Origin of the sequence: Sphingobacterium sp. UT-1RO-CII-1 (assembly GCF_026711005.1) — a bacterium.
Taxonomy (GTDB): domain Bacteria; phylum Bacteroidota; class Bacteroidia; order Sphingobacteriales; family Sphingobacteriaceae; genus Sphingobacterium.
This window is the reverse complement of the sequence record NZ_JAPPVJ010000009.1, coordinates 1-24,732: the sequence shown is the minus strand read 5'-3', so window position 1 is coordinate 24,732 and position 24,732 is coordinate 1. Positions and strand designations below refer to the sequence as shown.

The following is a 24,732-nucleotide window of genomic DNA, read 5'->3' as shown; positions in this document are numbered from 1 at the left end:
GCTTTACAATATAATTCAACTTTTCTGTACCTCAATTCACTCTAATTCTCGTAATTTTACTTCATGAGTATTTTAAACAAACCGTTTCAAACTGTGCATGATACTGCACCGTTCTCCCAAATAAATACTGCAGATTACGTTCCTGCATTTGAAAAGACAATTCAAGAGACAAAGAATAAAATAGAATCCATTGCAAATAACACAAAGGCAGCAACTTTTGAAAACACTATTGAGGCACTAGCATTTGCTGACCTTCACCTTGACCGTATATCCAATATATTTTTCAACTTGCATAGCGCAGAGACGAATGACGATCTGGACAAAATAGCCCAGGAAATTGCTCCTAAACTATCTGCTTTACAAAATGATATCACCTTAAATTTCGCACTTTTTCAACGAGTCAAAGAAGTGTATAATAGTAAAGATTTACTTTCTCTATCAAACGAGCAACAGACCCTTTTAGAAAAATCTTACCGTAATTTCACAAGAAATGGAGCTTTACTCAATGATATAGAAAAAGATAAATTACGAGAAATAGACAGTGAGCTTTCTACTTTAAAATTGAAATTTGGCGAGAATATACTTGCCGAAACAAATGCCTATCAATTACTCATCACAAATGAAGCTGATTTATCAGGTTTACCACAAGGGGCTATTGAAGCAGCAAAAGAACTGGCCGAAACACATGGTAAAAAAGGTTGGATATTCACGCTTGACTATCCAAGCTATATTCCTTTCATCACCTACTCAGATAATAGAGAATTAAGGAAAGAGCTCACCGTAGCTGCTGGAAAGAAGGGTTTTCAGAACAACAAGTATAATAATGAAGAGATTTTATTAAAAATTGCTAATCTCCGCCATCAGCGTGCATTATTACTAGGCTACAATACGCATGCAAACTTTGTTTTAGAACAACGTATGGCAGAGACCCCTGATAAGGTAAAATCCTTTTTAAACGATCTACTTATCAAAGCCAAACCTGCCGCAGAACAAGAATTCAAAGAATTAAGGGATTTTGCCTATACAATTGATGGTATTTCAACCCTAGAAAAATGGGATAGTGCCTATTATAGTGAAAAGCTTAAAAAGGAAAAATTTAATTTAAATGATGAGATTTTAAAACCTTACTTTGAATTACAGAATGTACTACAAGGCGCTTTTACTATAGCAGAAAAACTATTCGACATCCACTTCACAGAAGTGTATAATATTGACAAATACCATGAAGAAGTTCAGACTTACGAAGTAAGAGATCAAAACAAAAAACTTATTGCTGTATTCTATGCAGACTTTTTCCCTCGTAAGGGTAAAAGAAATGGTGCATGGATGACTTCTTTTAAACCACAATATATAAATAATGGTGTAGAAGAGCGCCCTCATGTATCCATAGTATGCAATTTTACTCGCCCAACAAACAGCAAACCTTCTTTACTGACATTTAGCGAAGTAAAAACTCTATTTCACGAGTTCGGACATGCCCTACATGGCATCTTAGCAGAAAGCACATACCCTGTCCTCTCTGGCACCTCTGTCTATTGGGACTTCGTCGAACTACCAAGCCAACTAATGGAAAACTGGTGCTACGAAGAACAAGCATTAACATTATTTGCAAAACATTACGAAACGCAAGTAACTATTCCTATGGAGTACATTAATAAGATAAGAGAGTCTGCATCCTTTATGGAAGGAATGTCTACCTTACGTCAATTAAGCTTTGGACTTCTAGATATGGGGTGGCACGCGCAAGATCCCACATCGATTACCAACATTAAAGAATTCGAAAACTCTTGTTTTGCTTCGACCACATTGTTCCCTGACATAAAGGATAATGCAATGAGCACCGCATTCTCCCATATATTTAATGGCGGGTATTCTTCTGGCTACTATAGTTACAAATGGTCTGAAGTTTTAGATGCGGATGCATTTCAGCTTTTTAAAGAGAAAGGGATATTCGACAAGGAAACAGCACAAAAGCTACAACGAGAGATTCTTTCAAAAGGAGGAACTATTCATCCTTCTAAGCTGTACCTAAACTTTCGAGGGCGAAACCCCTCTGTAGATGCTTTACTAAAACGTGCCGGCCTAATCAAATGATTATTATGCTTGAATTTATGGACTTTGATAGACATTCTTCTACATTTTAGAAAAAAAACGACTACTTTGTATAAATAATCGCAGTAATATTTCCTCTTTTCATAAAACTAATCGTTAACTTTATAATATACAAAACATTTATAAATTAAAGGTAATGAGTAAATTAGAAGAAAAAACAGCAGCATACATTGCTGAAGCGAAAAAATTAAAATTAAATATTGACGACCAGCTTTTAACTAAGGTTACAAAAGGTCTAGGTCCATCAATCTATAAAGCAGATGCTGAAACAATTGCAGCTACTGACAAGGCCGAGATTCAAAGACTTAAAGACAACTTTCTAATAAAGAAACTTGGATTAAAAGACAGTCCTGAGTTAGATAAAGCTATTGATGAAGTTATAGAGCAGGTAGGCCGATCTAACAAATCAAAATACAGAGCTATAGTCTACGCTCTTTTGGTTAAGAAATTCAAAAAAGAAGGTATTTACGCTTAATTATAAAAAAGCCATCTATTATTAAGATGGCTTTTTTATATACATTATATTACTGCTTGTCTCAGTCTAACCAGCTTCGTTAACAAGCCTTCAAGATGATCCAAGTGTAACATATTGGCCCCATCTGATTTTGCATTGGCAGGGTCTGGATGTGTTTCTATAAACAAGCCATCAGCTCCCACTGCGATGGCAGCTTTTGCGATAGTTTCTATAAGCTCTGGACGTCCGCCAGTAACACCAGTGTTTTGATTAGGCTGCTGTAGTGAGTGTGTACAATCCATAATTGTAGGGACATCAAATCCACGCATTTCTGGTATACCTCTAAAGTCAACAACTAAGTCTTGATATCCAAAAGTATTTCCACGGTCTGTCAAAAATACTTTTTCATTTCCTGCTTCTTTCACTTTATCCACTGCAAACTGCATAGAGCCTGCTGATAAAAATTGACCTTTCTTGATATTGACAACTTTACCAGTTTGAGCAGCAGCCAATAATAATTCTGTCTGTCTGCATAAAAAAGCTGGTATTTGTAAAACATCAACATAGGCAGCAGCTATTTCAGCTTCATGACTTTCGTGAATATCGGTTACCGTCGGAACTCCGAAAGCCTGCCCCACTTTTTCAAGTACCTTTAAAGCTTTTTCATCACCGATACCCGTAAATGAATCAACCCTAGATCTATTTGCCTTTCTGTAAGATCCCTTAAAAATATAAGGAATATTAAGCTTATCTGTTATTTTTATAATACGTTCAGCAATACGCAGTGCCATATCTTCTCCCTCAATAGCACATGGTCCTGCCATAAGAAAAAACTGATCTGAATCGGCGTGCTTTATCCCGGGTAAATATTTTTGAATCATGATGTAAATTAAAAATTAAATACAAAGATAAACAAATGTCACAAGCTCACTTGAGTTTAAACTTTTTTAATAGAGATAAAAACAGCGAACTATAATTTTTGCAAGACATACATTTAATTACCCAATTCAGAAATAAACTTAATACGCATCAACTGAATATCTTCGTATGTATAGTCCTCTTCACCAAGTTCTTTCAGAGCTTCTTCAATAGAGTCTACTTCAGCAGTACTAAAGTAATCATAAACTTCATCCTGCCTGTCACTATCTATCATTTCATCCACAAAGTAAGAGATATTTAGTTTTGTTCCGGAATTCACTATGGACTCCACCTCTTTCAATAAATTCTCGTAGCTGATGCCTTTAGAGGAAGCTATATCTTCCAGGCCTATCTTACGGTCAATGTTTTGTATTATAGATACTTTAAGTGCCGACCTATTTGCTGTCCCTTTCACCACCAAATCTTGAGCTCGATCAATATCATTATCCTCAACATATTGTTTAATCAGATTGACGAAAGGTAATCCAAATTTATTTGCTTTGCCCGCACCTACACCCTGTATCTGTTTTAATTCATCCAAACTAATCGGGTAATGTGTACACATCTCCTCCAACGAGGGATCTTGGAAAATAACAAACGGTGGCAATGACTTTTGTTTAGAAAGTTTTTTTCGCAGCTCTTTTAACATACTTAAAAGAACTGAGTCCAAGACTCCTGCTCCCTGCACAGTCTCCTCTCCTCCTGTATCATCACTCGTTCCCATTGGTCTATTCAAAATAAATTTAATAGCATACGGATTTGACAAATATTTCTTCCCACTTTCTGTTAACAATAACAAGCCATATTGATCGATATCCTTTTTTATAAAGCCATTCAGCTCTGCCTGTCGAATTAAAGAGTTCCAATAGTTATGACCTTTCTCTTTACCCTTACCAAAAAGCGGGTGCTGATCATGCTTGTATGCGGAAACTGGTTGATTATTCTGTCCCAGTAACACATTAATAATATGATGATCGTCGAACTTATCTCCTTCTTTATCTATAAAACCAAGTACTTCTATTAAAGACTCCTCGGCTTCAAAGTAGCTCTTCTGCGTTCTACAATTATCACACATATTATTGCAACCGGTCTCGTCAAACTGTTCTCCAAAATAATGTAGTATTTGCTTGCGTCTACAAACAGATGATTCAGAATAATCAATAACCTCTTTTAATATCTGGGTACCTATTTCTCGTTCAGAAACAGGTTTATCTTTCATAAACTTACTTAACTTTTCGACATCTTTCTCTGAGTAAAAAGAAAGACAATGACCTTCTCCTCCATCTCTACCTGCTCGACCGGTTTCTTGATAATAACCTTCCATAGATTTTGGAATATCGTGATGAATAACATAACGTACATCCGGTTTATCTATCCCCATCCCAAAAGCAATTGTTGCTACAATCACTTCTACATCTTCCATTAAAAACTTATCTTGTGTTTCGGCTCTTGTTTTCCCATCCAAGCCTGCGTGATAAGGTAATGCCTTGATACCATTAATATTAAGCACTTCAGCAATCTCTTCTACCTTTTTACGACTTAAACAATATACAATTCCAGTCTTCCCACTATGAGCCTTTATAAAGCGAACCATTTCTTTCACAACCTCTTTTTTAGGGCGAACCTCATAGTATAAATTCGGGCGGTTAAATGAAGACTTAAACAAAACAGCGTCATTCATTTGCAGGTTCTTCCGAATATCTGATTGTACTTTTGGTGTTGCCGTCGCTGTTAAAGCAATAATTGGAATACGGTCACCTATGTTATTAATTACCTGGCGTATTCTTCTATATTCAGGTCTAAAATCATGCCCCCATTCTGAAATACAGTGCGCTTCATCAATAGCTACAAAAGACACATTTATTGATTTAAGAAACTGCGCATTTTCTTCCTTAGTTAAAGACTCGGGCGCTACATACAAAAGCTTCGTTTTTCCATCAACAACATCCTGTTTTACACGCGTTATCTCGCCTTTATTTAAGGATGAGTTTAAAAAATGTGCAATGCTATCATTTCCTCCAAAAGCACGCAATTGATCCACTTGATTTTTCATCAAAGCTATTAGTGGTGATATCACGATTGCTGTACCTTGACTCATTAAAGCAGGCAACTGATAACAGATGGATTTCCCTCCTCCTGTTGGCATTATAACAAATGCATCTTTCTTATCTAGCACTGTTGTTATAATAGCTTCCTGATCACCTTTAAACGTATCAAAACCAAAAAACTCCTGCAGATTGTCAAATAATGACTTTTCTATTTCCATCGACTTAAACACAAAAAATTAAAATGTACGTATGACATTTTTGAATTTTAAATACCTTACTTTTGTAATTTATTTAAAATAAAAATAGACATTTTTTCTGTGATACACAACATCGACATAAAAAACACAGCAATCGCTACATTGAACCTTGAAGCTACTGCTATTAAAAACCTTACCCATCATATAAATGATGACTTTGTAAGCGTTGTAAATCAAATACTAAAGCTTTCTGGAAGAGTAATCGTGACCGGTATTGGCAAGAGTGCTATCATTGCACAAAAAATAGTGGCCACCTTTAATTCAACAGGTACACCTTCCATTTTTATGCATGCCGCTGATGCTATTCACGGCGATTTAGGTATTATCCAAGATAATGATCTCATTATTGCTATTTCAAAAAGTGGAAATACACCAGAAATAAAGGTCTTAATCCCTTTTCTTAAACAAAGTAACAACACCTTAGTGGCTCTGGTAGGTAATATTGATTCTTTTTTAGCGAAGCAAGCGAATTATATACTTGACACAACCGTTGAGCGCGAAGCATGCCCCAACAACCTAGCGCCTACCACCAGTACAACTGCTCAATTAGCAATGGGCGATGCTCTGGCTGTTTGCCTACAAACCTGCAGACAATTTTCAGACCAAGACTTTGCTAAATATCATCCCGGTGGAGCGCTTGGGAAGCAGCTATATCTCAAGGTAAGTGATTTGTCTGACAATAACGGTAGACCTGAGGTATCACCTGCCACAAGCGTTAGAAACACGATAATTAACATTACAAAATTTCGCTTAGGAGCAACCGCCGTTATCGAGCAGGACAACATCATGGGTATTATTACAGATGGTGATATTCGTCGCATGCTCGAACAACACGATGATTTAAGCCAAATTACTGCTGCTAATATTATGTCCAAACAGCCCAAAACAATAGATCGTAAGGCCCTTGCTGCTGACGCCCTACACACTATGCGACAAAACAACATCACGCAGTTACTCGTCACTGACCAGGGAAAATACACAGGAATTATACACATACAAGACCTATTAAAAGAAGGTATTATCTAAGCGTACTATTGTAATAATTATGTTAAAACAATAAAAAGACCTTCTTATTTCATAATTTTGGTCTATCTTTTGTTTGAAACATTATCTAAACACAAAACAATGAAAAAAGTAATAGGAATATTAACAGTCTTCGTAGCTATTATTGGCTTTACCTCTATGGCACTTTCCATAGGTGAACTAAAGTTCGAAAAAGAAACACATGACTTTGGGACAATTCCCTATAATAAACCGGCATCATATGACTTCAAGTTTACAAATACTGGAACTGCTCCAATCATATTATCTGAAGTAAGGCCATCATGTGGCTGTTCAGTTGCAGAGTTTACCAAAACTCCTATTAAACCGGAAGAAAGCGGAACTATTTCTGTTACGTACAATGCAGCTACAAAAGGTCCTTTTACGAAGCAATTCACAGTAAAATCAAATACCAAAACACCCGTAAAAACATTAACGGTTAAAGGAACTGTAGAATAATATTTTAAATTTAATGAATCTTACAAAGCCATCTTCAGATGGCTTTTTTTATGCAGTAATGACAATCGTCATCTTTAGAATAAATTCTTTTTATTATTTTGCATAAATAATAAAGTTAACACCAATATAGAAATGCCCAAAATATCACAAAAAGGCCTTAACATGCCAGCTTCCCCTATACGGAAGCTAACTCCTTTTGCCGATCAAGCCAAAAAAGAAGGAAAAAAAATCTATCACTTAAATATTGGACAGCCGGATATAGACACTCCGGAAGTGATGCTAAATGCCCTAAAAAACATAGATTTTAAAATATGGGCATATACAGCTTCAGAAGGCACTGCCTCATACCGCGCAAAGCTTGCCGACTATTACAATAAATTAAACTATGGTATAACACCCACTGACATATTGGTTACTAATGGAGGCTCTGAGGCGATAACAATAGCTATGCAAGCTTGCTTAAATCCTGGTGAAGAGATTATTATTCCTGAACCTTTTTACGCTAACTATAATGGGTTTGCCTGCTCGGCAGATGTTGTAGTGAAACCCATCATGTCCTATATAGGAAATGGCTTTGCACTTCCTGCAATAAGTGAGTTTGAAAAACTAATTACAGACAAAACAAAAGCAATTGCAATTTGTAACCCCAATAATCCTACAGGCTACTTATATTCACGTGAAGAGTTAGAAGCACTTAAAGAGCTTTGTCTAAAACATGACCTTTTCTTGTTTTCCGACGAAGCATACAGAGAGTTTTGCTATGACGGACGCGAATTTATATCGCCTATGCATATTCCAGGACTCGAAGAGAACGTGGTTATCTTAGACACCGTTTCGAAGCGTTACTCAGCTTGTGGAGCACGTATTGGTTGCTTGATTACAAAAAACAAAGAGCTTTATCAAACTGCTTTAAAGTTTGCACAAGCTCGACTAAGCCCATCTTTAGAAGGCCAAATTGCGGGAGAGGCAGCTATTGACACGCCGGACAGCTATTTTGAAGCTGTTTCTAAAGAATATACTGCTAGACGTGATATTTTAGTAAAGGGTTTAAATACAATCCCGGGCGTATTCTGTCCAAATCCAGGCGGTGCCTTTTACGTCGTGGCTAAGCTCCCTATCGACAATGCTGACAAGTTCTGTCAATGGATACTAGAAGAATTTTCATATAACGATGAAACTGTAATGATGGCTCCTGCGACCGGCTTTTATAGCACAGCTGGCTCAGGCATGAACGAAGTTCGAATAGCCTATGTACTCAAGGGTAGTGAGCTTCAAAAAGCGCTCATCTGCTTAGAAAAAGCTTTGGAAGCTTATCCTGGAAGAGTTGACTAAATCAATCAAATAATTTTAAAAAACTATAAATAAAAGGCTGTGTTAATCACACAGCCTTTTATGCGCCACTCTCTAAAACAACCGATAGCAATATTTTTCTTAGCCTAATAAACCTCTGTCTCTAAAGCTAAAATAACTATCTTCAGTAAAAATGACATGATCTGCTACATGTAAATCCAAAGTTTCTGCAGCTCTTACTATTTTATCTGTAACTAGTTTATCAGATTCACTGGCCCACAATGCCCCTGAAGGGTGATTATGAATTAAAATAATTGAAACAGCTTTCACCATCAATGCACACCTTAATATCGCCTTAATATCTACTGGCGTAAAGTCCAAGCCTCCCTTCCCTATCATTTGCGTATCTAAAATAAACGAACCTCTATTTAAGTAAATCACCCAAAACTCTTCGTGAGGTATATCCTGCAATTGCTCTCTAAAATGGTTAAAAACATCTCGACTGGTACGTAAGACAGGTCTCGTCTGTTGTGGCATCTCCTTTCTTCTCCTTCCCAGCTCCAATGCTGCTATAATACTTAAAGCCTTAGCTTCACCGATTCCATTATATTTTGATAGTTCTAGCTCATCGAGCTTGGATAAATTGTTAAGGTCATTACCAACATCAAGTAATATCCGTCGAGCGAGATCAACAGCGCTTTCTCCTTGTGTTCCCGATCGAATAAGAATTGCCAACAATTCTGCATTACTCAATGCTCGTCTTCCTAATCTCAATAACTTCTCTCTCGGCCGATCTTCCTCTGCCCAATTATTAATTTTACTTTTAATCATCGCTTTTTGGCTTACAAATGGTCATTAAATATAACTATTTCTTACTGATTTAAAAACCAAACACCTGACTAAAAGAAGATTAATGCTTACACTTAAAAACAAAATGGTCTTTTTCAGCTAGAAACTCTATCTTTGCATCTCCATAAGTTAAATTATTAAAACTATGAGTAAAGCAATAATCAAGACGGAAAAAGGTGACATGACTGTACAGTTTTATACAGAGGATGCTCCAAATACTGTGGCTAATTTTATTAAACTAGCAAAATCAGGTTATTACGATGGTTTAACCTTTCATCGTGTAATTCCTGACTTCGTTATTCAAGGGGGATGCCCTAATACACGTGAAGGCGCTACAGGCATGCCAGGAACAGGTGGGCCAGGCTATAAAATAGATTGTGAACTAACCGGCGAAAACCAATATCACGACCGTGGTGTTCTTTCAATGGCACATGCTGGACGTAATACAGGCGGATCCCAGTTTTTCGTATGCCATAGCCGCAACAACACAGCACACCTTGACAGAAACCACACATGCTTTGGAAAAGTAGTAGAAAATGTTGATTTAGTTGATAGCATTGCACAGGGTGATCGCATTTTAGGAATTGAAGTTATCGAAGATTAAAACAACAGTATATACAATTATGAATTTAAGAGCACTGGTATCAGTAACAGGAAAACCTGGACTTTTCAAATTAATAGGTCAGAATAAAGCTGGATTTATCTTAGAAACATTAGATGAAAAGAAAATAAAATCTACGGCAAACCTTTCAACGACGAAAATGGCCACCCTAGAAGATATCACTATTTACGGAAATGATGATGAAATCCGTTTAATAGATATTTTCGAAACGATTAAAGAAAAAGGAGTAGATACACCTGATGCAAAATCAAGTGGCGACACCTTGCGTGATTTTTTCCGTGAAGTAGCCCCTGGTCACGACGAGTCTCGTGTCTATTCTTCTGATATCAAAAAGATAATTACATGGTACAATATTATTAAAGAGTTACCGCTATTTGACGAAGAAGCTCCTGCTCCTTTACAAAGCTAAACAAACTCTTTATCTATAAAAGCCTTTACTACCCTTCCTAATTTAGGTTTTGAAGTAAAGGCTTTTTTATTTCCGCTATTAAACAACTTTTTTGAAATCCACATTAGCAAAATATCCTCACTTTATCACAAACTCGTTTCCTTCGTATATTTAAACATCCACTCATAAATTTCATCTCTATGAAATAAACGCTCAACACTACCATGTGTTCCTCCTGAGATTATAGTTAGTGTTGCATCGGCATCAGGATTTGCAGTTTTTATAGCTTTATAGATCTTCTTCGATTCCGAACTTGGCACCGCCCTATCTGCACTACCATGTTGCAGCCAGACAGGTACTTTGGCTAAATTTTCCGCATATTTAAGTGTTCCTCCTCCACATATCGCCACCGCTGCCGCTATCGATTCAGGATACTTCCCAACAAAATCCATAGTGCCATAACCTCCCATACTCATTCCACATACATAAACGCGATTTTCGTCTACATTATAATGTTTCATCATATAATCCAACACTTCTTTTACTTTATCAGGGTCCCAACCATTATTCGTTTGCGGAGCTACAATTAGTGAAGAAGGTATTTCCAGCCCTCTACTTTTAGCATAAAGAACGCCATATCTTTTTACTCTATTCAGATCCGTACCTGAAAGACTTCGTCCATGTAAAAAAATTAACAAAGGACTTTTAATTGCTTCATCATACTTTTCCTCATCTACCAGAAAATTATAAGCGGTCTTATTTTTCACAGCCGTTTGCTGTGCAAACAAATAGTTACTAATAGTAAAAACTACAAAAAAGACAAAACACCTAACCATATACAATAAAACTCTTGACTAAAACTGCGAACCTAATTGATTACTCTAAAATACTACTTTTAGTCCAATTCGTTTCATAGTCTGTAATAGATAAAATGACATTGGTGAAACTATTTTCAGTTATTCTACTCTAAATCAAACATTATCTATCATTTTACTGTTCTTATCATAGATCAATGCTTTTCACTTTTTGGTCTGCTAACTTTGTTTTAAATAAATAGTACAGGTATGAAATTCTCATGTTTTAAAAACCGAGTCGAACGAGTTTCATTGATACAGATAAACATACAAACATCAAGAAACACAAAGACAGATGAGTATTTCATATAGTTATTAAAAAACAAATTGAGCTCACGGGCTCTCAGAATAATTTATATACATATGAAAACTATTTTAAAACTATTCGTTGCTGTTGGCATTTTGTTTCATACAGCCTTTGCACAAGTTGGTTGGTCCGTTGATCCTGCGCACACAAATGCACGTTTCGCCGTTAAACATTTAGGCCTCGCTATGATTGATGGCGAATTCACTAGCCTTGAAGGATCCGTAGATGCAAAAACTGCTGACAACTTTGAGGGCGCCAAAGTTAATTTTAGCATAGACGCCAACAGCATAAACACACGTGTTGAAGCACGAGATACACACTTAAAAAGTGATGATTTCTTCAATGTAGAAAAATTCCCTAAACTTACATTCAAAAATGGCGTATTAAAGAAAGGAACTAATGGACAGTTTACTTTAATAGGTGACTTAACTATACGTGATATCACAAAACAAGTTAGTTTCGAAGTTACTCAAAATAATGGAATCATAACTGACCCTTGGGGCATGACACGCGCCGGTTTCACTGCTAAAACTACTATTAATAGATTAGATTACAATGTTAGCTATAACGACATACTTCCTAGCGGAATACCCGCTGTTGCTGCCAATGTTGACATTATAGTAAACGTAGAGGTTGTAAAAAACTAATATAAGCAAATAAAGCGCATCACTTTATTAAAGTGATGCGTTATTCTTACCTTTGTTTATCAAAACAAACTAAGATGCGATATATTATTTTTTTTATAAGCCTATTCTGCGTATCCACTATTACAGCGCAAACAAAATTATCAGCAGATGACTTCTTAAACAAAGTTGATAACAACAATATTACCCTACTCGATGTCCGCACAGCGGAAGAATTTAAAAACGGGACAATTCTTCACGCTAAAAATATAGACTGGAACCAGCCTGAGGTATTTAAATCCGAAATTTCCAAGCTTGATAAAAAGCAACCTATTTATCTCTTTTGTTTTAGCGGAGGCCGTAGTGAAAGCGCGGCAAAGTTATTAACAGACCAAGGGTATAAAGTTTATGAACTAGACGGAGGCATGCTTAAAATGCGTGCAAATAGCAACCTCGATGACACTGATAACACTAAAGGTATCAGCCGCAATGAATTTGACAAATTAAAATCAAACAACCATTTAGTACTTATCGACTATACCGCAAAATGGTGTGCTCCTTGCCGAAAAATGAAACCTTACCTCGAGAAAATTAACGAAAACAAAAGTTATGGTGTAGAGGTCGTTTTTATTGATGCAGATCAAAATGCTTCTTTATTAAAAGAACTACAAATAAAGGCTCTACCGCGTCTTGAACTTTATAAAAAAGGAGAGTTAGTCTGGCAACATTCCGCATTAATCGAAGAACAAGCTCTTTTAGACATTCTAAAATCCTATAAATAATCATGAATCAAACCGTCTTAATTACAGCAGCCTTATTCGGCATTACGGCGATTTTATTAGGAGCTTTTGGCGCACATGCTTTCAAAAAGTTAATATCAGAAGAAAAACTACAATCCTTTGAGGTAGGTGTACGCTATCAAATGTATGCTGCCCTTTCTTTACTTATTATTGGTTATGTAGGAGATTTTTCTATGTACAGTATGCGTTTAAGTTATTATGGCATCAGCATAGGTACATTTTTATTTTCCACCAGTATCTACTTATTATCTTTTGGCGACTTTTGGAAAATCAGATTACGTTTTTTGGGCCCTATCACCCCCTTAGGTGGATTAATACTTATTATAGGCTGGATATCACTATTGGTCAGTTTTATAAATGGTTAAATGCCATAAATCGCTCCTATAATAGTCAGAGCTCGTTGTATTAAAACGAGCTCTGACTATATATAACAATTCAACACTATTTTATCTACCTACAATGATCGAAAATAATTTAAATACTGTTGAATCGCTTTCTTTTTACCCTCATCCAGGTCATAACTTAAATTTTCCGTCAAATACTTCTTTAAGTTAAAATTCGGATATTGCGGAAGTCCAATCAACACTTCTTCCGTTTGCGTCACTCCTTCGGCAAGTGCTTTATTAAATTTCACTACAAATTCTTCTGGCAAAGCTTTATTCGCTACCCAAACTGCATATGCAAAAGGTAAGCCTGTCAACTCCTTCCAATAATGACCAAGATCATACGCATAAGGTACATTCTCCTTTTTTCCAAATGTACGGTCACCTATCAAAACATAGGCATCCGCATTTTCTTCAGCACCGACAATTTTCACCTCTTTTTTCCAATAATGTTTCAGCAATATTCGGGCTAAGCCGTTTGATGTCCTAGACTGTTCATCCAGAGATAATGTTTCAACCTCCTCAATCGGTTTTTGAGAAAAAACAAATACCGAATCAACTGCTCCATCACTCCCGATACAAAAATCACCGATTATAAAAAAGTTGTCCATCTCCGCCAAAGCAGCCACAGGTATTACTCCCATATCCACTTCACCTGTTAAAACCTTGCGCGCACATTCGCTTGGGTAATCTAAATGCAAATCAATATCACCCATAATTTCTGCATTCCGTATACCTTGTAAAAAAGGAAGTGTATTGGTATAAGAAACTGCAGATATAGAAATTTTACTCATCTAATAGAAGCTCCAAATGTTTAATATTATAATGATCAACTATTGAAAACAGATCGTTTTCAAATTCAAGAATATACAAAGCTGTATTTGTATGTAAAAACTCATACATTTTATGAACAGGAACACCCGACAAATGACAAAGCATCACCCTTAGTGCACGCCCATGCATACATACCAGCACCGTCTGCTCATCGGGTTGAGCCAACATATATTCTATTGCTTTTTTTTGTCGTGCAACCAACTCATTAGGCGATTCACCTTGCTCTACGGCTTTATCCAAGTCATTGTTTTTCCACGCTAAAATCAGCTCTTCAAAACCTTTCATAATCGATTCATCCTGCACTTTTCCCTCATAGGTTCCCCAGCTTATCTCATCTAAGCCAGATAGTTCCTCGCTTGGAATCCCCAGTTCTACAAATGAAGCAATTGTTTGCCTTGTTCTTAATAAAGTCGAGGTATAAATTTTATCAAAAGGTATTTCTTTATACGCTTCAAAAAAAGCTTTAGATTGCATTTCTCCCTGCTCATTTAATGGCGAGTCAATGCCCCTTCCTTGCACTATACCTTTTTTATTTAAGTCAGTCTGTCCGTGTCTTATAAAATAAAAAGTTTTCTTCACTACTCTATTTTTGTTCTACCACAGGTAAAGAATAATATTTTGGCTTTACAGCACCTTCAAACACTACATTCCTGTAATCAGTTACAACTTCATACAATGTATCCCTTTCAATAGGGTGTCTTCCCACATTTCTAATCAGCTCTACCACCTCTTGTGTACTCATTCCAGGATTTTGCTCCTCTGCGCCTGCCATCGAATATATTTTAGTCGTATCATCCAATGTGCCATCAATATCATCTACCCCAAAAGCTAAAGAAAGCTGAGCTGTATCCCGAGATATCATAGCCCAATAAGCTTTGATATGGTCAAAATTATCCATATAAATACGCGCTACGGCATAGTTTCTCAAATCTTCAATCACAGAAACTTCGGGTACATGCGACATCTGATGACCTTGATTTCTAAACTTCAACGGTATAAATGTCTGAAATCCTCCTGTTTTATCCTGCAACTGTCTTAATCGATCCATATGGTCTACCCGATGCCTAAACTCTTCTATGTGGCCATAAAGCATAGTAGCATTGGTCCGCATTCCTAAAGAATGGGCTTGTTCGTGAATATCCAGCCATTGCTCCGCTGTACATTTATCTCCAGCTATTTTTTCACGTATTTCCGGATCAAAAATCTCAGCTCCACCTCCTGGCATTGAGTCCAGTCCGCATTCCTGCAAATACTTCAACCCTTCATAATGGCTAAGCTTTGCTTTTTTAAATATATAATAATATTCTACTGGAGTTAAACCTTTAATATGCAAATCTGGTCTATGTGCTTTACATCTCTTAAAAAAGTCGGCATAAAAGTCTAGGTTTTGCTTCGGCACAACTCCACCTGTTATATGCACCTCTGTCACGGGTTCTCCGTCATATTTACGCACCACTTCCATCATGCCATCCACATCCATCTCCCATCCCTGGTCACGCTCTTTTATCAACCTCGAATAGGCGCAGAACTTACAATCATAGACACATACGTTAGTAGGTTCTATATGAAAATTTCTATTGAAATAGGTGTAATCTCCATGTCTTTTTTCCCGTATATAATTGGCTAAAACACCTAGGTAGCCCAACTCACCTCGTTCATACAATATAACTCCTTCATCAAAAGTAATACGATTTTCATCGATAACCTTTTCTGCAATATATTTTAAGTCGGCGTCTAAATTCTTATCTCTTATTAAAAATTCAAGCTTTTGCGTTGCGTTCATTTCTTTTTCCTATCTAAACAAATGTACCAAATAGCAAAGAAAAAAGCGATTTTTCAATCGCCTTTCTATTCTACTAATCAACAAACTGCTGCATATCTATCAACCTTTTATACAGCCCTTCTTTATTAACCAACTCTTGGTGTGTACCTTCCTCCACAATACGTCCTCCATCTATAACCACAATTTTATCTGCATTTTGTATAGTACTCAAACGATGAGCTATAACGACTGTCGTTCTGTTTTCCATCAACTTATACAAAGACTCCTGCACCAATTTTTCAGACTCGGTGTCCAAAGCAGATGTAGCTTCATCCAACAACATAATAGGTGGATTGCGCAATACAGCTCTTGCTATACAAATACGCTGCCTCTGCCCTCCTGACAACTTTGCACCCCGATCTCCTATATTTGTTTGATAGCCAAATTCTGTATGTACGATAAACTCATGTGCATTTGCAATTCTCGCCGCATTTTCTACCTCTTCCTGTGTAGAATCCGGACGCGCAAAAGCTATATTGTTAAAAATACTATCATTAAATAATATAGACTCTTGATTTACCATGCCAATTAAATTTCGCAAAGAATCTTGTTTTATATCTCTTACATCTGTAGCATCAAAATAAATAGCGCCTGATTTAACATCCATAAAACGGGGTATCAAGTCAATCAATGTTGATTTCCCTCCTCCCGAAGGTCCTACTAATGCTACGGTTTGTCCTTTTTCTATCGAAAGATTAAGTTTCTTAAGAACAGTACGCTCACCGTAACTAAAATCAACATTTTTAAATTGAATAGCATTTTCAAATGAATTTACAGCAATTGCATTTTCCTTATCCTCAACCAGACATTTTTCATCAATGAGTTCCAACACACGTTCTCCCGCTGCAAGACCATTATGAATACCACTAAATGAATCTGTTAATGCTTTAGCCGGACGCATTACCTGCGAAAAAATACCGATATAGGTAATGAATGCTTCAGCTGATAAACTTCCTTCCCCTGACAACACCAAACTTCCGCCATACAATAATATAATGGCCACCATAATAACCCCCAACAACTCTGAAACAGGCGAACTCATTTGTTGTCTTGCAGCCATTTTACGCATGATGGAAGCAAATTCCTCATTCTCGTTGTGAAAACGATCTTTAACAAATCTTGTTGCATTAAAAGATTTAATAATTTTTATACCTGACAACGCTTCATCCAGATATGTAATCATATTAGCAAAAGACTCTTGTCCTGCGCGTGCTTCTTTCTTTAAGCCTTTCACAATACGCGCTATCAAAAAAGCAGAAACCGGAATAACTGCCATTGAAAACAATGTCAATTGCGGAGACAGTAAAAATAAAGCAACTAAATAAGCGATTAACTGAAGCGGTTCCTTAAACACTACCTGCAGTGTCCCTGTCACCGAATACTGAACAGTTTGTACATCTGAAGCAATTTTAGAAATAACATCCCCTTTCCGCTGGTTTGAAAAAAAACCTAAATGAAGTTCCATTACACTATCAAACACTGCTTTACGTAACTTCAACAACGTATGTATCCTAAAGTTCTCCATAATCCGTTGACATAAATAGCGAAAAAGATTAGAGATAAACACAGAAATCACGATAACAATACAAATATATTTAAGTGCCTCATAAGGTCCCAGCTCTACATACAATGTATTGGACAGATAACTGAACCAATCTTTTATTTCGTAAAAGTGCTCTGGTCTTTGCAATAAAGGCACTGCTGTTTCTACGACCTCCTTACCGCTTTTAAACAACACGGATAAAAGCGGCATCAACAAAGCCAAGTTTAAAGTCCCAAATACAACCGTGATTATTGTACAAAAAACATAGGGTATTGCAAACTTGCTGATTGGTTTAGCAAATGACAACAGTCTAAAATATGTCTTCATATATACTTATAAGATCACAAAAGTAAGTAAAATAAATAAGTCAAGCATTTCAATTCTCCATACTATTGCCGCATTGTTACTGTGATTTGATATTTTTTCAATTATAAAGACGTTTTATTACGTATAATACTGTAATTTTGCCCATGTTTTTCAATATCAAAAAAAAATGAATATTAAGGTTGCCCAAAGGCTAGAACATACGGAAGAGTACTATTTTTCGAAAAAATTACGAGAAATAGACGAAATGCGTAAGCAGGGGGCTGCTATAATTAATCTGGGCATAGGAAGCCCTGATTTACCTCCGCACCCCGATGTTATTCAGGTATTAACAGACGAAGCTTCAAAAAACAACACCCACGGTTATCAAAACTACAAAGGTGCTCTAGAGCTACGTCAAGCCATGGCCGATTGGTATCAACGCTATTATCAGGTAGAGCTAGATCCCAACACCGAAATCATGCCCTTAATAGGTTCCAAAGAAGGTATCGTGCATATTTGTATGACTTACTTGCAGGAGGGAGACCAGGTATTGATTCCCAACCCGGGATACCCTGCCTATAGCAGTGCCGTCCGTATCACGGGAGCCACTATTCTTCCTTACGAATTACAGGCAGCCAACAACTGGCTTCCTGATTTAGAGTCTTTAGAAAAGCTTGATCTAACCGCTGTTAAAATGATGTGGATCAATTACCCACATATGCCAACAGGATCATTAGCTACACATGACTTGTTCGAACGGATCATTTCTTTCGGTAAAAAACATAATATTCTTATCTGCCATGACAACCCCTACAGCTTTATTCTTAACGATAAGCCACAAAGTATACTTGCAGTCGACGGAGCAAAAGAGGTTGCCATTGAGCTAAATTCTCTCAGTAAATCATCCAATATGGCCGGATGGCGCATTGGGATGCTTGCCGCTGATGCAAACCGTATCAATGAAATCCTCCGCTTTAAAAGCAACATGGATTCAGGCATGTTTTTACCGTTACAGCTTGCCGCAGCCAAAGCCTTGAGTCTTGACAGCTCTTGGTATACCCAACTAAACACAGAATATGCACAACGCCGTGAGCTTGTATTCGCAATCATGGACCAGCTTGGCTGTACATACGATAAGGCGCAGGTCGGTCTTTTTGTATGGGCACGCATACCAAACAACTATTCAGATGGCTACGCCCTGTGCGACGATGTATTATACAATAAACATGTATTTATTACGCCCGGAGGTATTTTTGGTTCAGCTGGCAATGCATATATACGCATAAGCTTATGTGCCAATCCAGCTGTATTAAAAGAAACCTTACAGCGGTTGTCTCAAGCATAATATATAGTAGGTAAAAAACTAAAAGTATAACAAGCTTAAAATAATTATTCAAAATGAATATAGCGATAGTCGGAACAGGTTTAATTGGCGGATCTATAGGTATCCGACTCAAAGAAATCAATTTTTCCGACAAAATAATAGGCGTTGAAAAAAGTGAAAGCAACCAAAAGAAAGCTTTACAGCTAGGCTTGGTTGATGAAATACAATCTTTAGAAGATGCTATAAAAAACAGCAAGATAATCATTCTAACTGTACCAGTTGATGCCATTATCAACATGCTTCCACAGATTTTAGATCAGGTCACCGATCAGGTTGTTATCGATATGGGCTCAACCAAAAGTAATATCTTATCCCTCATCAATGATCATCCTAAAAGAGGCCGCTATGTTGCTGCCCACCCCATGGCCGGAACCGAATATTCTGGTCCAGAAGCTGCGATATCGGGTCTATTTAAGGACAAAATGATGGTGTATGTTGAAGCTTTTAAATCCGATGAAGATGCTTTTGAAATAGCAGACTCTATTACAGAGCAACTCGAAATGCAGACTTCATTTATGAATGCCGACGAACACGACATGCACACTGCCTATGTATCCCACATTTCGCATTTAACATCTTTTGCCCTTGCCCTTACTGTATTGGAAAAAGAAAAGTCACAGGGCCGTATTTTTGAACTTGCTGGCTCTGGCTTCCAATCCACAGTACGTTTAGCAAAATCCTCACCTGATATGTGGACGCCAATTTTTCGACAAAATCGGACCAATGTCCTTGAAGTTTTAGAAGAACATATCAACCAACTGCAAAAACTACATGACACCCTGGAGTCAGAAGATTATCCAAGTCTACATAAGCTCATTAAAAAATCAAATAAAATTAAACGTATCATAAAATGATGATTCCGAAGCTACTTGAAAACGAAACAATTTCCCTCCAAGGTCTATCCATGGATGATTATGAACGTCTATATCAAGTAGCTTCAGATAAAAACATTTGGGCCCAACACCCCGACAGCGACCGCTACCTTCCAGCAGGGTTTAGCACCTATTTTCATAAGCTATTGGAAACTGATCAACCTTATCTTGTCATAGACAAAAAGACAAATAAAATCGTTGGTGCTACTTCTTACTATCAGTATGATAAAAGCAACAAAAAAGTAGCCATAGGCTACACATTCATTGCTACAAAATACTGGGGCACCGGATTCAATAGTATCCTCAAGAACCTCATGCTGGACTATGCTTTTACCTTTGCTGATCAGGTTATATTTCATGTCCGCCAAGGTAATTTTCGCTCGCAGGCGGCGCTAGTCAAGCTAGGAGCCACAAAAACAAACAGTTACCCTGCTCCTGCCGACCCCACAACTATACAGTTGGAATACGTTATCTCTAAAAAAGACGGTCAACTTCCTCCTTCTAACAGCTTCTTTCAAAGCCATTAGCCCTACTTCTTACAACAGACCATAAAATAACCACAAATTTAACCCCATATTATTTGCAAAATATCGAGCAATACGTTAATTTTGTTGAATTATTAATAAACAATGACTTACTTGTTCACACATCATGCACATACACATCATCGCCATTATGGCGATATGTAATGTAATGTGTTTCTACGTGAAGCAAGACAACCCCCGAGTTATTTCCAGTTTTATTAATATACAGCACACAAAAAAACGATATTTTGAAAAATCTTAAAATAGCTATCCAAAAATCGGGTAGATTAAACGAAAAATCCGTTCAGTTATTAAAAAATTGCGGTCTTAGTTTTGAAAACTATAAAAGCTCTTTAATCACCAAAGTAAACAACTTCAACCTAGAAATACTTTTTCTTCGTGACGATGATATTCCTGGCTATGTTGCACAAGGCATTGCAGATTTAGGTATTGTTGGTGAAAATGTCATTGACGAAAGTCGTGCAAAAGTAAGCTATCTGCAGCGCTTAGGTTTCGGCCGATGCATGTTGAAGCTAGCAGTTCCAACTAGCTCAGAAATAACCGAACTTAAAGACCTTGAGGGTAAGTCAATTGCCACCTCCTATCCGGTTATTCTGCAAGAGTTTTTAGACGAATACAAAATCAATGCTTCAATCCAAGAAATATCCGGTTCTGTAGAAATTGCTCCAGGTTTAGGACTTAGTGATGCTATCTGCGACATTGTTTCCACCGGTACTACACTAAAAAACAACGGATTAAAACCATTTGCTGACGTACGCAGTTCTGAGGCTATCCTTATAGGTCGTGATGGCCTTACGGAAAATCCTATTTTATGCGAATTGATGCAACGTCTGCAATCTGTTCTCTTAGCAAAAGAAACGAAATACGTTGTTCTAAACGTAGAACGCACAAACCTCCCTCAAATTACCGAGCTTTTACATGGTGTAAAAAGCCCTACTGTCGTTCCATTGGCCGATGAAGGCTGGGTTGCTGTTCATACAGTCATCACAGAAGATGATTTTTGGGACAAAATCAATAAGTTAAAAGCGGCAGGAGCACAAGGAATTGTCGTTATGCCGATAGAAAAAATAATACTGTAAATGTTAAAACAATACATCTATAGCGAACTTTCCGCTTCGGATATCGATAAGATCATTGCTCGCAATACCGATGATAGCCATACCATACAGGCTACTGTGCAAGAATTATTAACGGATGTTAAAACCCGTGGTGATCAAGCTTTAAAAGATCTTGCTTTGCAATTTGACAAAGTAACCTTAAATAAACTTTATCTAGATGCCGATGAAATTCTAGAGTTAGCAATGACCATTGGTCGTGATCAACAGCGAGCACTTGAAATAGCCTTTCAAAATATTCATAAATTTCACAGCATACAACAGCGTCGCGAAAGGCGTCTAGAAACGATGCCCGGTGTAAAATGCTGGCGTGAGCCACGCCCAATAGAAAAAGTAGGCTTATACATTCCAGGCGGAACAGCTGTACTTCCAAGTACACTTTTAATGCTAGGTGTGCCGGCTCGTATTGCGGGCTGTAAAGAAATCATTGTATGCTCTCCACCACAACAAAACGGTAAAATAAATGGTTATGTAGCCTATTGTTTACATCTACTTAAAATCGATCGTATCTACTTGGTTGGGGGAGCTCAAGCTGTTGCTGCAATGGCCTTTGGTACAGAATCCATACCCAAGGTTGATAAAATTTTCGGACCAGGAAACCAGTACGTAACAAAGGCAAAAAGTATGGTGCAAAGCATCAGCAATGTTAGCATTGATATGCCCGCCGGCCCTTCTGAGGTTCTCGTCATTGCTGATCATACTGCAAACCCCGCCTATATAGCTGCTGATCTTTTAGCACAAGCTGAACATGGCACCGATAGCCAGGCAATTTTAGTCAGTACTTCAAAAGATTTAATAAATCTTGTTAATAAAGAACTTGAAAAGCAATTAAAAGATCTTCCCCGTGCTGCTATTGCCACAAAAGCAATTGAAAACTCCTATGCAGTTCTCGCAAAAGATTTAAAAGAAGCTATGCTATTCTCCAATCAATACGCGCCAGAACACTTAATCTTAGAAACGGACTCTTGGAACGACTTAATACCACTTGTGCAACAAGCGGGTTCGGTATTCTTAGGTCATTTAACGCCGGAAAGTGCAGGCGACTATGCATCAGGCACAAACCACACCTTACCGACCTCGGGTTATGCCCGCTCCTATTCGGGTGTTTCTGTCGATTCATTTGTAAAAAAAATAACATTTCAGCATATTACCGAAGAAGGTATTGCTCAGATCGGGTCTACCGTAGAGCTACTTGCCGAGCTAGAAGGATTACATGCGCACAAGCATGCCATGACAATCCGAAAATAACAAAAGAAAAAGGGCTCTAACATAGTATGTAGCCCTTTTTTTAATATCTTTGCAACTTATTTATTTAGTAGATCAAAGTTCTTATCAATCTAACAAGCTACTAAATAATGTTATATAATGAATAGCTTTTTTATGGCAGACAATAAAAAACAGATCGTTGTTGTCGGTGGAGGTTTCGCGGGAGTCAACTTCATCAAATCCTTGGGCAACAACCCTCAGTATCATGTTACTCTAGTTGACATCAACAACTACAACTTTTTCCCTCCGCTTATTTATCAAGTAGCTACTGCTTTTATTGAGAACTCCAATATTAGCAGGCCATTTAGGAAGATGTTCAAAAAAAACACAAATTTTTCCTTTCACTTAGGCAAGCTTCTAAGAATTGATAGTGAAGCAAATCGCATTGAGACTGATACAGGTTTCGTTTCATACGATTATCTTGTTTTAGGTCTGGGCACCGAAACCAATTATTTCGGAATGGAAAATGTCAAGCAAAATGCTTTTCCAATGAAAAATATAACGGATGCTCTAGCTATACGCAATAAGATATTATTAAGCCTTGAAGAGTATATACAACACAAAGGACATCCTGATCAGGAATCATTTTTAAACATTGTCGTTGCAGGCGGTGGCCCTTCAGGTGTTGAAGTTTCGGGCATGCTTGCCGAACTTAGCGATCGTGTTGTCAAAAGAGAATACCCAGAGCTAGGTGCGGTACGCCCTATTATTCATTTGGTTGATGCCAGTCCTGTCCTACTAGGTCCAATGAGTAAAGTAGCTCAAAAAGAAGCTAAAGATGTACTGGAAAAACTCGATGTAAAAGTAACCTTAAATGTTGCTGTTAAAGATTATACAGATGATGTTGTTGTTTTAAGTGATGACACCAAAATTAAAACAAAAACATTAATATGGACTTCTGGCGTTATAGCCCGTGAGTTGCCCGGAATTCCTACAGAAAAATTTGGTCGTGGACGCCGTGTTTTAGTTGACGAATTTAACGCTGTTCAAGGTTACGATAATATTTTCGCTATTGGCGATATCTGTTACCAAGATACTGACCCTAAATTTCCAAACGGTCACCCACAACTCGCTCAGGTAGCCATACAACAGGGACAATTGCTTTCAAAAAACATCCCAAATAAAGACCGTGGACAAGCAATGAAGCCTTTCCGCTATTGGGATAAAGGAAGTATGGCCGTTATAGCGCGCTACAAAGCGGTAGCAGATTTAAGCCCTACACGTTCATACAAAGGTTTATTTGCTTGGATTACTTGGTTAGTAATTCACCTTATTCCTATCGTTAGTTTCCGTAACAAATGGAAACTCTTAGGCAACTGGGTTTGGTCATTTTACTCCGCCAATTCGGGTTTACGACTTATCATACGCAGCGAACGTAAGAGTGACAATAATGCTGTCCGTACAGAGACTCCGCTAAAACGTTAAAATAAAAAGGCTGCTCTATATATCAGCCTTTTTATTTTTACTAAAACTAGTATATAGTATAAACTATAATTCTACTTCTTTTTAGATTTTTTATCTTTTTTCGTTAGTTTTTCCAATACCGCACGAACAGCTTTTTTTTGAGCTACTTTACTCATTGGACCTAGTAGGACAGGACTGGCATCAACCAAATGAATAATAGGGCGTACCGCACCTAG

General features: G+C 37.3%; 24 protein-coding genes. 16 read left to right on the top strand and 8 right to left on the bottom strand.

Annotation, left to right across the window (positions count from 1 at the left end; all coding sequences use genetic code 11):
- The first annotated feature begins 63 nt into the window (after positions 1-63).
- Positions 64-2,094, top strand: coding sequence for a M3 family metallopeptidase (locus ORI89_RS16890; RefSeq protein WP_268231694.1), 2,031 nt, complete (start codon positions 64-66; stop codon positions 2,092-2,094).
- Positions 2,095-2,248: 154 nt separating this feature from the next.
- Positions 2,249-2,587, top strand: coding sequence for a DUF2853 family protein (locus tag ORI89_RS16885; protein ID WP_268231693.1), 339 nt, complete (start codon positions 2,249-2,251; stop codon positions 2,585-2,587).
- Positions 2,588-2,631: 44 nt separating this feature from the next.
- Here ORI89_RS16885 and kdsA read toward each other — a convergent pair whose 3' ends face one another.
- Both kdsA and recQ read right to left on the bottom strand, forming a co-directional pair.
- A complete protein-coding gene (gene kdsA / locus ORI89_RS16880; protein WP_268231692.1) occupies positions 2,632-3,447 on the bottom strand; it encodes a 3-deoxy-8-phosphooctulonate synthase in 816 nt (271 codons plus the stop codon).
- A gap of 113 nt (positions 3,448-3,560) precedes the next feature.
- Positions 3,561-5,750, bottom strand: a complete 2,190-nt coding sequence (gene recQ, locus ORI89_RS16875) for a DNA helicase RecQ (protein WP_268231691.1) — start codon at positions 5,748-5,750, stop codon at positions 3,561-3,563.
- A gap of 102 nt (positions 5,751-5,852) precedes the next feature.
- Between recQ and ORI89_RS16870 the strand changes: the two genes are divergently transcribed.
- The 3 genes from ORI89_RS16870 to ORI89_RS16860 all read left to right on the top strand — a co-directional run bounded on the left by ORI89_RS16870 (position 5,853) and on the right by ORI89_RS16860 (position 8,621).
- The gene (locus tag ORI89_RS16870; protein ID WP_442800895.1) at positions 5,853-6,815 is read left to right on the top strand and encodes a KpsF/GutQ family sugar-phosphate isomerase; all 963 of its coding nucleotides are present in this window, start codon (positions 5,853-5,855) and stop codon (positions 6,813-6,815) included.
- 99 nt (positions 6,816-6,914) lie between these two features.
- On the top strand, positions 6,915-7,289 hold the full coding sequence (locus ORI89_RS16865) for a DUF1573 domain-containing protein (protein ID WP_268231688.1): 375 nt from the start codon (positions 6,915-6,917) through the stop codon (positions 7,287-7,289).
- Between the two features lie 132 nt (positions 7,290-7,421).
- Entirely contained in the window at positions 7,422-8,621 is a 1,200-nt protein-coding gene (locus ORI89_RS16860) for a pyridoxal phosphate-dependent aminotransferase (protein ID WP_268231687.1), read from the top strand.
- Positions 8,622-8,720: 99 nt separating this feature from the next.
- Here ORI89_RS16860 and radC read toward each other — a convergent pair whose 3' ends face one another.
- The gene (radC, locus tag ORI89_RS16855) at positions 8,721-9,410 is read right to left on the bottom strand and encodes a RadC family protein (RefSeq protein WP_268231686.1); all 690 of its coding nucleotides are present in this window, start codon (positions 9,408-9,410) and stop codon (positions 8,721-8,723) included.
- A 163-nt stretch (positions 9,411-9,573) separates the two neighbouring features.
- Here radC and ORI89_RS16850 point away from each other — a divergent pair, with 163 nt between their 5' ends.
- Both ORI89_RS16850 and ORI89_RS16845 read left to right on the top strand, forming a co-directional pair.
- Entirely contained in the window at positions 9,574-10,032 is a 459-nt protein-coding gene (locus ORI89_RS16850) for a peptidylprolyl isomerase (protein WP_268231685.1), read from the top strand.
- A gap of 19 nt (positions 10,033-10,051) precedes the next feature.
- A complete protein-coding gene (locus ORI89_RS16845) occupies positions 10,052-10,459 on the top strand; it encodes a DUF5606 family protein (RefSeq protein ID WP_268231684.1) in 408 nt (135 codons plus the stop codon).
- 125 nt (positions 10,460-10,584) lie between these two features.
- Here the strand turns inward: ORI89_RS16845 and ORI89_RS16840 are convergent, their stop codons facing one another.
- A complete protein-coding gene (locus ORI89_RS16840) occupies positions 10,585-11,205 on the bottom strand; it encodes a prolyl oligopeptidase family serine peptidase (RefSeq protein WP_268231683.1) in 621 nt (206 codons plus the stop codon).
- Between the two features lie 450 nt (positions 11,206-11,655).
- Between ORI89_RS16840 and ORI89_RS16835 the strand changes: the two genes are divergently transcribed.
- From ORI89_RS16835 to ORI89_RS16825, 3 genes are all read left to right on the top strand, one after another.
- Positions 11,656-12,246 (top strand): YceI family protein, encoded by a 591-nt coding sequence (locus ORI89_RS16835; RefSeq protein WP_268231682.1) that lies wholly within the window; start codon positions 11,656-11,658, stop codon positions 12,244-12,246.
- A gap of 74 nt (positions 12,247-12,320) precedes the next feature.
- Complete coding sequence (locus ORI89_RS16830) at positions 12,321-13,004, top strand: thioredoxin domain-containing protein (RefSeq protein WP_268231681.1); 684 nt, start codon at positions 12,321-12,323, stop codon at positions 13,002-13,004.
- Positions 13,005-13,006: 2 nt separating this feature from the next.
- Positions 13,007-13,387, top strand: a complete 381-nt coding sequence (locus tag ORI89_RS16825; RefSeq protein WP_268231680.1) for a DUF423 domain-containing protein — start codon at positions 13,007-13,009, stop codon at positions 13,385-13,387.
- Positions 13,388-13,476: 89 nt separating this feature from the next.
- Here the strand turns inward: ORI89_RS16825 and ORI89_RS16820 are convergent, their stop codons facing one another.
- From ORI89_RS16820 to ORI89_RS16805, 4 genes are all read right to left on the bottom strand, one after another.
- Positions 13,477-14,199 carry a menaquinone biosynthetic enzyme MqnA/MqnD family protein gene (locus tag ORI89_RS16820; RefSeq protein WP_268231679.1) on the bottom strand — a complete coding sequence of 241 codons (723 nt, stop codon included), beginning with the start codon at positions 14,197-14,199 and terminating at the stop codon, positions 13,477-13,479.
- Positions 14,192-14,818 (bottom strand): histidine phosphatase family protein, encoded by a 627-nt coding sequence (locus tag ORI89_RS16815; RefSeq protein WP_268231678.1) that lies wholly within the window; start codon positions 14,816-14,818, stop codon positions 14,192-14,194. The genes ORI89_RS16820 and ORI89_RS16815 overlap by 8 nt, the downstream gene beginning before the upstream one ends.
- Before the next feature lie 4 nt (positions 14,819-14,822).
- Positions 14,823-16,022, bottom strand: a complete 1,200-nt coding sequence (gene mqnE / locus ORI89_RS16810) for an aminofutalosine synthase MqnE (RefSeq protein ID WP_268231677.1) — start codon at positions 16,020-16,022, stop codon at positions 14,823-14,825.
- A gap of 73 nt (positions 16,023-16,095) precedes the next feature.
- The gene (locus ORI89_RS16805; RefSeq protein ID WP_268231676.1) at positions 16,096-17,931 is read right to left on the bottom strand and encodes an ABC transporter ATP-binding protein; all 1,836 of its coding nucleotides are present in this window, start codon (positions 17,929-17,931) and stop codon (positions 16,096-16,098) included.
- A gap of 166 nt (positions 17,932-18,097) precedes the next feature.
- Between ORI89_RS16805 and ORI89_RS16800 the strand changes: the two genes are divergently transcribed.
- The 6 genes from ORI89_RS16800 to ORI89_RS16775 all read left to right on the top strand — a co-directional run bounded on the left by ORI89_RS16800 (position 18,098) and on the right by ORI89_RS16775 (position 24,517).
- On the top strand, positions 18,098-19,255 hold the full coding sequence (locus ORI89_RS16800) for a pyridoxal phosphate-dependent aminotransferase (protein WP_268231675.1): 1,158 nt from the start codon (positions 18,098-18,100) through the stop codon (positions 19,253-19,255).
- Between the two features lie 53 nt (positions 19,256-19,308).
- Entirely contained in the window at positions 19,309-20,148 is an 840-nt protein-coding gene (locus tag ORI89_RS16795) for a prephenate dehydrogenase (protein WP_268231673.1), read from the top strand.
- Positions 20,145-20,693: a GNAT family N-acetyltransferase gene (locus ORI89_RS16790; protein ID WP_268231672.1), complete on the top strand. Its 549-nt coding sequence runs from the start codon at positions 20,145-20,147 to the stop codon at positions 20,691-20,693. The genes ORI89_RS16795 and ORI89_RS16790 overlap by 4 nt, the downstream gene beginning before the upstream one ends.
- A gap of 245 nt (positions 20,694-20,938) precedes the next feature.
- Positions 20,939-21,790, top strand: a complete 852-nt coding sequence (gene hisG / locus ORI89_RS16785; RefSeq protein WP_268231671.1) for an ATP phosphoribosyltransferase — start codon at positions 20,939-20,941, stop codon at positions 21,788-21,790.
- The gene (hisD, locus tag ORI89_RS16780) at positions 21,791-23,074 is read left to right on the top strand and encodes a histidinol dehydrogenase (RefSeq protein ID WP_268231670.1); all 1,284 of its coding nucleotides are present in this window, start codon (positions 21,791-21,793) and stop codon (positions 23,072-23,074) included.
- Between the two features lie 132 nt (positions 23,075-23,206).
- Positions 23,207-24,517: an NAD(P)/FAD-dependent oxidoreductase gene (locus ORI89_RS16775; RefSeq protein WP_268231669.1), complete on the top strand. Its 1,311-nt coding sequence runs from the start codon at positions 23,207-23,209 to the stop codon at positions 24,515-24,517.
- Positions 24,518-24,732 lie beyond the last annotated feature (215 nt).